Below are 7,471 nucleotides of genomic sequence, written 5' to 3' on the forward strand. Positions count from 1 at the left end.
TGTTTTCTTTTATTATTTTATCGGTAACTTCATATAAAACTTCAGAACCTTCTTTTGTACTGCCCTGTCTGCCGTAAATCTGGCTGGCAGTTACACCATGGGATTTCCAGTCATTTCCATTATTACTGTTATTTAAAATAAGGGGCTGAAGATTATCCATGGCCCTGGCAAATTTAGCTTCCGGAGTAACAGCTGCTTCAAATTCGTCAAAAATAGCCGTCAGCTCTTTTTTCTGGTCATCCGGGAGAATTGAAAAAATCCTTTCCTTAGCCTTATCTTCCCTTTCTTTCTGGGACTTTTTAGCTTCTTCATCATAGGCGTAGGTATCCCCCGCATCTATTTCTACAATATCGTGAATCAGGCACATAATCATAGTGCGGGCAATATCAATTTTCTGGTTGGAATGTTCTTTTAAAAGGTAAGCCATTATTGCCATATGCCAGGCATGTTCTGCATCATTTTCATTACGGCCCTGTCCGGAAAGATGGGTCTGACGGAATATATTCTTTTCTTTATCAATTTCAAGGGCAAAATCAAGCTGCTGTTTAAGTCTTGTATCCATAGATATTATATTTATCGGTAACCGGGACTGGTAAAATAAGAACTTACAGGACAAATACCTGTAATACCCTCTTAATAAAAAAGCTCCGCTTTACAGCAGAGCCTTAACAAAGATTAAAAAGATTATTTTATCTGGTATTTAACATTTATCTGTTTTTTTACAGTAATAATACCTGGAGAAGCAACTATTCCTGAAGAAATGCCTTTTGAATAATAATCTGCTGAACTTACCATGCAAACTTCCCTGTCTGTGTAATCTGAATCAGTTACACAAAGAGTTTTACCAAGCTTTTCTCCTATACGGTCACAGATTTTTTCTGCAGATTCCTTTGCATTATCCAGGGCAAGAAGATTTGCTTCTGATTCATATTCATTTCTTTTTGAATGATCAAAAGAAAGTCTGTCTATACCTGTAGAATCCAGAGCGAGAACCTCTCCGGAAAAGGCTTCAAAGCTTTCTATATTCCTAAAAGTAATTTCTGTGTTCTGGCTTGAAGAATAACCGTCAAATACCTTCTTTTCAGTATTATACTGCCAGTGGTATTCCTTATCTGTGCGCACAAGACCGGTTTTTATATCTTCGGCTGCAACATTATACTTTTTACAGATTTCAAGAAGACTGGAAACTGTACTCTTTGTCTTTGCAAGTGAATCTGCAAGACGGCTTTCAGTATTTTTTACCGTTACAGAAAAGCATACCATGTCAGGAACAAAGCTTACACTTCCTACACCAGTTACGTTAACAGTACGATTATCCCGTTTACTGCAGGAAGCAAATAACAGCGAAAAGGCAAAAAGTGATGCTGCCACTTTTACAATTACGTTTCTTTTCATAGATTTTCTCCTTTATAATTTTCTCCCTTATAAAACAAGGCTTTATTTATTCTTCTGTAATAATTGAATTAAGGAATTCTTCTATTCCCGGAGAAAGGGAATCATCCTTTTTAAGCTCTTCCCTGGCAAGTTCAACCTTTTCTTTTGCAGCTTCCTTATTACCAAGAACCTTAAGAAGATAAGCATAGTGGATAAGAAGATTCTGTTTTGCAGAAAGGTTGTCTTTATATTCATTAAGAGCATTTTCAAAGAAAGGAGTCAGGTAGTTTGGAGTACCAAGGTCAAAGAACTGGCCCAGAATTGACTGCAGAAGCTTTGGATTTTCCGGCTCAATTGCATATAATTCAGCTGTTTTTTTGAGGACATTTTCTACATCATTCTGGTAAACATAATACTTTATCCATGAAAACAAAGGTCTGTAATGTTCAGGGTATTTATCCTGACACTTTTTAATAAGGGATTTTGCTTTTTTAAAATCATTCAGGTAAAGTGCAATATCTGCTGACAAAGTATAAGACTCAATCTGGTATTCAGGATTATCAGAGTAACCCTTTATACTCTTTTCTGCATATTTAAGGGCCTTTTCAAGCTGATCAAGGTTAGTAAGGATAATGGCATAGTTATAATAATCATCTGCTGTAAAATCAAAGCCTTCATCATCTTTTCTTGCATAAACTGAATCTGCTTTTTCATATTCATTTCTGGTGCAATAGATAAGTCCAAGAACACTCAGGGAATAACCGTCATAACACTTCTGATCATATGCCTTGCTAAGGTGTTCCAGACTTTTTGCTGCAATTTCTTCATCAGACATAATCCAGTTACCACTGTAACGGGCAAGTACATCGTCATAATAAAGGCCAAGGGCATAGTCAAGGATAGGCTTCTCGCCATGTTCTTCTACATAAGCTTTTACAACCTCTGCAGGATTATAGACTGTATAATTGTAAGTACCATCTCCACGGCGTACATCAAGAAGGGTTTCGCCCTTTTCAAGATTTTTAAAGCCGAACATAGTGTGCATCATGCTTACGGCAAAGTAATTTGTACAGATTTCTATACTTTTAGCAATGGTATATTCATTTTCTATTTCTGAAAGCGAAGCAAAAGCACTTTCATACTGCTCTTTCTGAATTAATTTATTTGTCTTCTTTAACAGCTTCTGGGTAGCCTTATCTGCTGATGAATAAGGTGTCTTTTCCGCAAAAAGTCCGGCAGAAAACAATGCTGTCATTACTGCAAGTACAGTAAGGAATTTTTTCATTTTACTCTCCCTTCTTAAGTGTATTTTAAACCTAAGACTCCTGATTCTAACATAATAAATATCATCATGATAAGCACATTTTATGCAGAAGGGGGCTTTTATAAGAAAAATAAATATGCTAGACTTTTTTTAACTTTTAGGGGCTGTAGCTCACCTGGCTAGAGCGTTTGAATGGCATTCAAAAGGTAGTCGGTTCAAGTCCGATCAGCTCCACTTTAATAAATGCACACTTAAGACAGCTGGTACTGCTTTTTAATCTTAAGATGTGCATTTTTTTATACACTTTTTTTATAAATTCTTACCTTTACGGCTTATTTTTTGTCCAGGGAACGACCCATCCATTTGTAATAAACAAAACACATGGCTATTCCAAAAACTGTTGCAAGAGGGGCTGCTGCTCCAACTCCTGTAAGACTTGCATCCGGCCTGATACTCATTACATAAGAAACCGGCAGCCTTACAAGAAATGTCTGTAAAAGCCCCTGAATCATTACAAAAAGTGACTTTGAATGACCGTTAAAATACCCCAGATAGCTGAAGAGAATACAGGTAACTATTGCTTCCGGCGCAAAACCCCTTAAAAATTCAAAGGCCCTTGCAATATAAGCCGTATTGGAAGTAAAAAGCATGGCAAGATAATCCCCAAAGAAGAAAGTTGCTATGGTAATAAAAAGACCTACCCCGGCACCAAGAAACTGTCCGCAAAGCATTCCGGACCTGGCGCGTTTTTCGTTCCCTGCACCTACATTCTGAGAAACAAAAGGAGCCATACTCTGCATTAAGGCAGAAGGAATAAGCATAATGAACAGCTGGATTTTCTGAGCAACACCATAACCGGAAGAAGCATCCAGGCCCAGTTTATTCACAAAGGCACAAAGAGCCAGAAAACTAAAGTTTGTAAGGAATCCCTGTACTGTAAGAGGCATTCCCAGCTTTACAAAACGGGGAACTTCACTGCCAAAGTTAAAATATTTGCGCTTAAAGGAAAAAGCCATCTTTCTGCGCCTGATTATTTCCATGGAAAGAATCACACTTACAGCCTGGGCAGCAACTGTAGCAATAGCAGCACCAGCTACATTCATCTTAAAGCCGGCTACAAGAATAAGGTCTCCTGCTATATTTACAAGACTGGCTATGGCAACAAAAATAAGGGGCGTTACAGAATCTCCTGTTCCCCTGAGCATGGCACTTATAAAATTATAGAAGGTAATAAAAATAAAGCCTGCCCCACAAATACGGATATACTGAACTGTAAGGTCTACGGCTTCTTCCGGGGTCTGCATGGCAATGGCAAGAGGCCTGGCAAAAATAACAATACCTGCCGTAAGAATAAGGGAAAGGGCTAAAAAGAAGGCAACGGCATTCCCGATAAGCTTATTTACGTCTTCATAACGCTTTGCACCGATATACTGACCCATTAAAACAGTAACACCCATGGTTATTGAATTAAGAAGCATGGTAAAAAGATTCATTACGTTGCCGCCGACATTTACACCGCTGATTCCGGCATCACTTCCAAAATGACCCACAATAAGCATATCTACGGCACTATATAAAGACTGTAATACAAGTGAAAGTAAAATAGGGAGCATAAAATTGACAAGTTTGGAAAAAATATGCCCCTGAGTAAAATCCTGTTTATCTTTTAACATATTCCTTCTATATTATCAAAGTTTATTTTAATGAACAATTAAGTTAACAAAATATTATCCTGCTGCAAAAATTAATTTAAGTTTAAATAGAAATTGCTTGTTTTATTGGAATTCTATATTAAAATTAAAGTGAGGGGTAATATATCTATTTAATAAAATACACCTTCCATAATTAAAAACACACTTTTAGAGAGGATATTTCCTATGAAGACATCGGGCAAAGTCTCACTGGTTGTAGCCATTGTTTATGCAGTAATTGGCTTTACTGCAGTTTCTTTATGTTCTGTTTCATTATTCAGAAAAAACTCAGCTGACAAACTGAATGTTATGAAATACGAAAAAATCCTGGAAATGGAAAGCGGTCTTCTTCCGGAACGCAAGCTGGCAATTCAGATGGCACAGTCTCCGGCAATTGTTGATTACATGAAAGATCCTTCCAATAATTCTGTAAGGGAACTTGCCTTCAGGGATTTTCAGTCTTTTCAGAACTCCTACAGTTCCCACAGAACCTTCTGGATTTCTGATTCCGACCTTAGATACTATTCAAATATGGAATTTATCTACAACCTGGACAAAAAAGACCCGGGGAGTGCATGGTACCAGGCAACTATTGATGCAAACCTGCCCTTTCAGTTTTATGTAGACTACGATCTGGGCCTTAAAAAGACCTTTATGTGGATTAACGTTCTTGTTTATGATGAATTCCACAAAGTTACAGGAATTACAGGTACTGGTGTAGAACTGAATGACTTTGTTTCTTCCATGTACAGCACCCTTAAAGAAGGAATTACAATGTACATGTATAACTCCAGCGGAGAAATATCAGCTTCTAAAACCCTGGCTGACCTTGAAAACAAAAAACCTGTTACTCAGGCAATGCCTGACCTGGTAAAAGCCGGCGGCCTCTACTCTTCTCAGGATAAGCTGCTTTCTACAATGTCCGGGGAATACCTGATTGCTCCTGTTGAATCCCTGGGCTGGCACATGGTTCTCTTTATTCCATTTACAGCTGCTGAATTCTTTAAAAATGCAACTGTTCCGCTGGCTGTCTTTATTCTTATAACTGCAGTTATTTTTGTTGCAGCTACAATGAACAGCCTCTTTAAGCCTCTTAGGGAAATCCGTACAACTGTACAGAATATTGCTTCCGGAGAAGCCGACCTTACCCGCCGCCTTAATACAAATATTCACACACCGGTAAAATCAATTCACAGTATTGTTGATAACTTTAACTCCTTTATGGAAAAACTTCAGGGCTTAACTGGTTCCATTAAAAATTCAAGTTCCAGCCTGAATGTTGTTTCTGAAGATATGAAGGAAAGCGTAGGTTCAGTTTCTGACTCCATGACAAATATCCGCCTTAGCATCGGCAGTGTTCAGGAACAGATAAAAAAGCAGTCAGAAGGCTTTAACGAGACTTCTTCCGTTGTAAAGGATGTTGCTTCAAGTATTTCTACGGTAAATACCATGATTGATTCCCAGACCAGAAGCATTCAGGAGTCATCAGCTGCCGTTAGTGAACTGGTAAAGAGTATTGAAAAAATAAGCGGTTCTATGGAAAGCATGACTTCTTCTTTTGACCAGCTGGATGAAGAAACCCAGAACGGAATTAACAAACAGCAGAAAGTAAACGAAAGAATCAGTCAGATTGAAGAACAGTCAAAGATGCTTCAGGAAGCCAACATGGCTATTGCTTCCATTGCAGAACAGACTAACCTTCTTGCCATGAATGCTGCAATTGAAGCGGCTCATGCGGGAGAAGCAGGTAAAGGTTTTGCAGTAGTTGCAGACGAAATCCGCAAACTGTCAGAGACTTCTTCCGGTCAGTCAAAGACTATTGGTGTTCAGCTTAAAAACATAAAGGACAGCATTACTGAGATGGTTTCTGCCTCTATGGAATCAAGCAATGCCTTTACTAAAGTTTCTGAACGTATTGCAGAAACAAACAGCCTTGTAAAAGAAGTCCGCACTTCCCTTGAAGAACAGAATGAAGATTCAAGAGGTGTTATTGAAACCCTTGAAGGCATGGATAAAAATACAGAAAACGTAAGGCAGGCTTCTGTAAAAATGGCAGAAGGCAGCTCTCATGTTCTTGAAGAAATGAACTCCCTGCAGGATTCTGTAGAAGCTGTTCGTGACAGTATGGCTGCCATGTCAGAAAATGCCCAGAGCGTTGTAAAGATTGGTATGCGTCTTGATAACTGTGTTGCAAGCCTTGATACAAACGTAAAACAGCTCAGCGACAACGTAGGCCGCTTTAAAACTGAATAATCTTTAACCATGCACCAGTATTCTGGTGATAACAAAGCTCCCCCTGGTTAAATGCCTTGTGCACTTTTATGGGGGAGCATTTTTTTTGTCTCAAAATTTGTCACCTGCCCCTGGTCCCAAAAACCACCTTTTAGGGCGGCTTTTGGGACCAGAATACCTTTTATATTTAAACTCTGCTTTTCTTTTAGCACCTCTTAGTCTTAATAAATTTTCTCTTTAAAAAAAAGATGCCTTTTTTGTATTATTTTCATATTGACTATTTATTTTTATTTAAGATAATTTTAATAACTTTAAAATTTCAAAAAAAAGAGAGGTATAATTCAATATGAAAAAAATGTTTTTAATTCTGACAGTATTGGCTGCAGTATTTTTTGCAGGTTGCAGTGACAGCGGTAATTCTTATGATTTCGAGGCCGGCTGGTATAAATATAATGATGGCTATTCTACTTTATATATTCTCTATAATGATGATGGTGAGGTGTGTGACGTTATTACTTCAACTGATGCCTATATGGATTCACAGCTTGAAATTGCAAAAACTGCATATTCAGGTGACAGGGATGAAGTAACATCCTGTTTGACACGACTTACAGACCAGTATTATGAATTACCTGAGTTTTACAGAGAAGAAGCTTTTACTTTTGCAACAAAATATTCCGTTGGTGGAACTGCAAAAAGTTTTAATTATGGGATAGAAATTTATGCTGCAGGTGATACTTTTACTGTTACCTGCGGGTTAGCAAGTGAAAAACTTTCAGGTATTATAAAATCTTCTACTGATTTGAAAATTACAGAAGTTTCTGTAGCAGAAGGTTATACACTTTTAGGAGGAAGTCTTTCATTTACTGATGACAAAATAACTTTTGTTATGGATGATACTGTAGTAACA

Annotated in this window: 6 protein-coding genes and 1 tRNA gene; 3 read left to right on the top strand and 4 right to left on the bottom strand. The window is 37.8% G+C overall.

From position 1 onward, the window contains the following. The 3 genes from K6D58_RS06390 to K6D58_RS06400 all read right to left on the bottom strand — a co-directional run. Positions 1-562 (bottom strand): HD domain-containing protein (locus K6D58_RS06390; RefSeq protein WP_296828767.1); only part of this gene is annotated, 562 nt, incomplete at its 3' end. A 122-nt stretch (positions 563-684) separates the two neighbouring features. Further along, the gene (locus K6D58_RS06395; RefSeq protein WP_296828769.1) at positions 685-1,395 is read right to left on the bottom strand and encodes an SIMPL domain-containing protein; all 711 of its coding nucleotides are present in this window, start codon (positions 1,393-1,395) and stop codon (positions 685-687) included. A 46-nt stretch (positions 1,396-1,441) separates the two neighbouring features. Next, a complete protein-coding gene (locus K6D58_RS06400; RefSeq protein WP_296828771.1) occupies positions 1,442-2,659 on the bottom strand; it encodes a tetratricopeptide repeat protein in 1,218 nt (405 codons plus the stop codon). Between the two features lie 139 nt (positions 2,660-2,798). Between K6D58_RS06400 and K6D58_RS06405 the strand changes: the two genes are divergently transcribed. After that, positions 2,799-2,872 (top strand) — tRNA-Ala (locus K6D58_RS06405). Between the two features lie 98 nt (positions 2,873-2,970). Here the strand turns inward: K6D58_RS06405 and K6D58_RS06410 are convergent. Further along, positions 2,971-4,311 (bottom strand): MATE family efflux transporter, encoded by a 1,341-nt coding sequence (locus tag K6D58_RS06410; RefSeq protein WP_296828772.1) that lies wholly within the window; start codon positions 4,309-4,311, stop codon positions 2,971-2,973. A 204-nt stretch (positions 4,312-4,515) separates the two neighbouring features. Between K6D58_RS06410 and K6D58_RS06415 the strand changes: the two genes are divergently transcribed. Together K6D58_RS06415 and K6D58_RS06420 are read left to right on the top strand one after the other, a co-directional pair. Then, positions 4,516-6,582, top strand: coding sequence for a methyl-accepting chemotaxis protein (locus K6D58_RS06415; RefSeq protein WP_296828773.1), 2,067 nt, complete (start codon positions 4,516-4,518; stop codon positions 6,580-6,582). A gap of 334 nt (positions 6,583-6,916) precedes the next feature. Then, positions 6,917-7,471, top strand: a 555-nt coding sequence (locus K6D58_RS06420) for a hypothetical protein (protein ID WP_296828775.1), incomplete at its 3' end; no start/stop codon positions are given.

The sequence above is a fragment of the Treponema sp. genome (assembly GCF_024696245.1).
Lineage (GTDB): Bacteria > Spirochaetota > Spirochaetia > Treponematales > Treponemataceae > Treponema_D.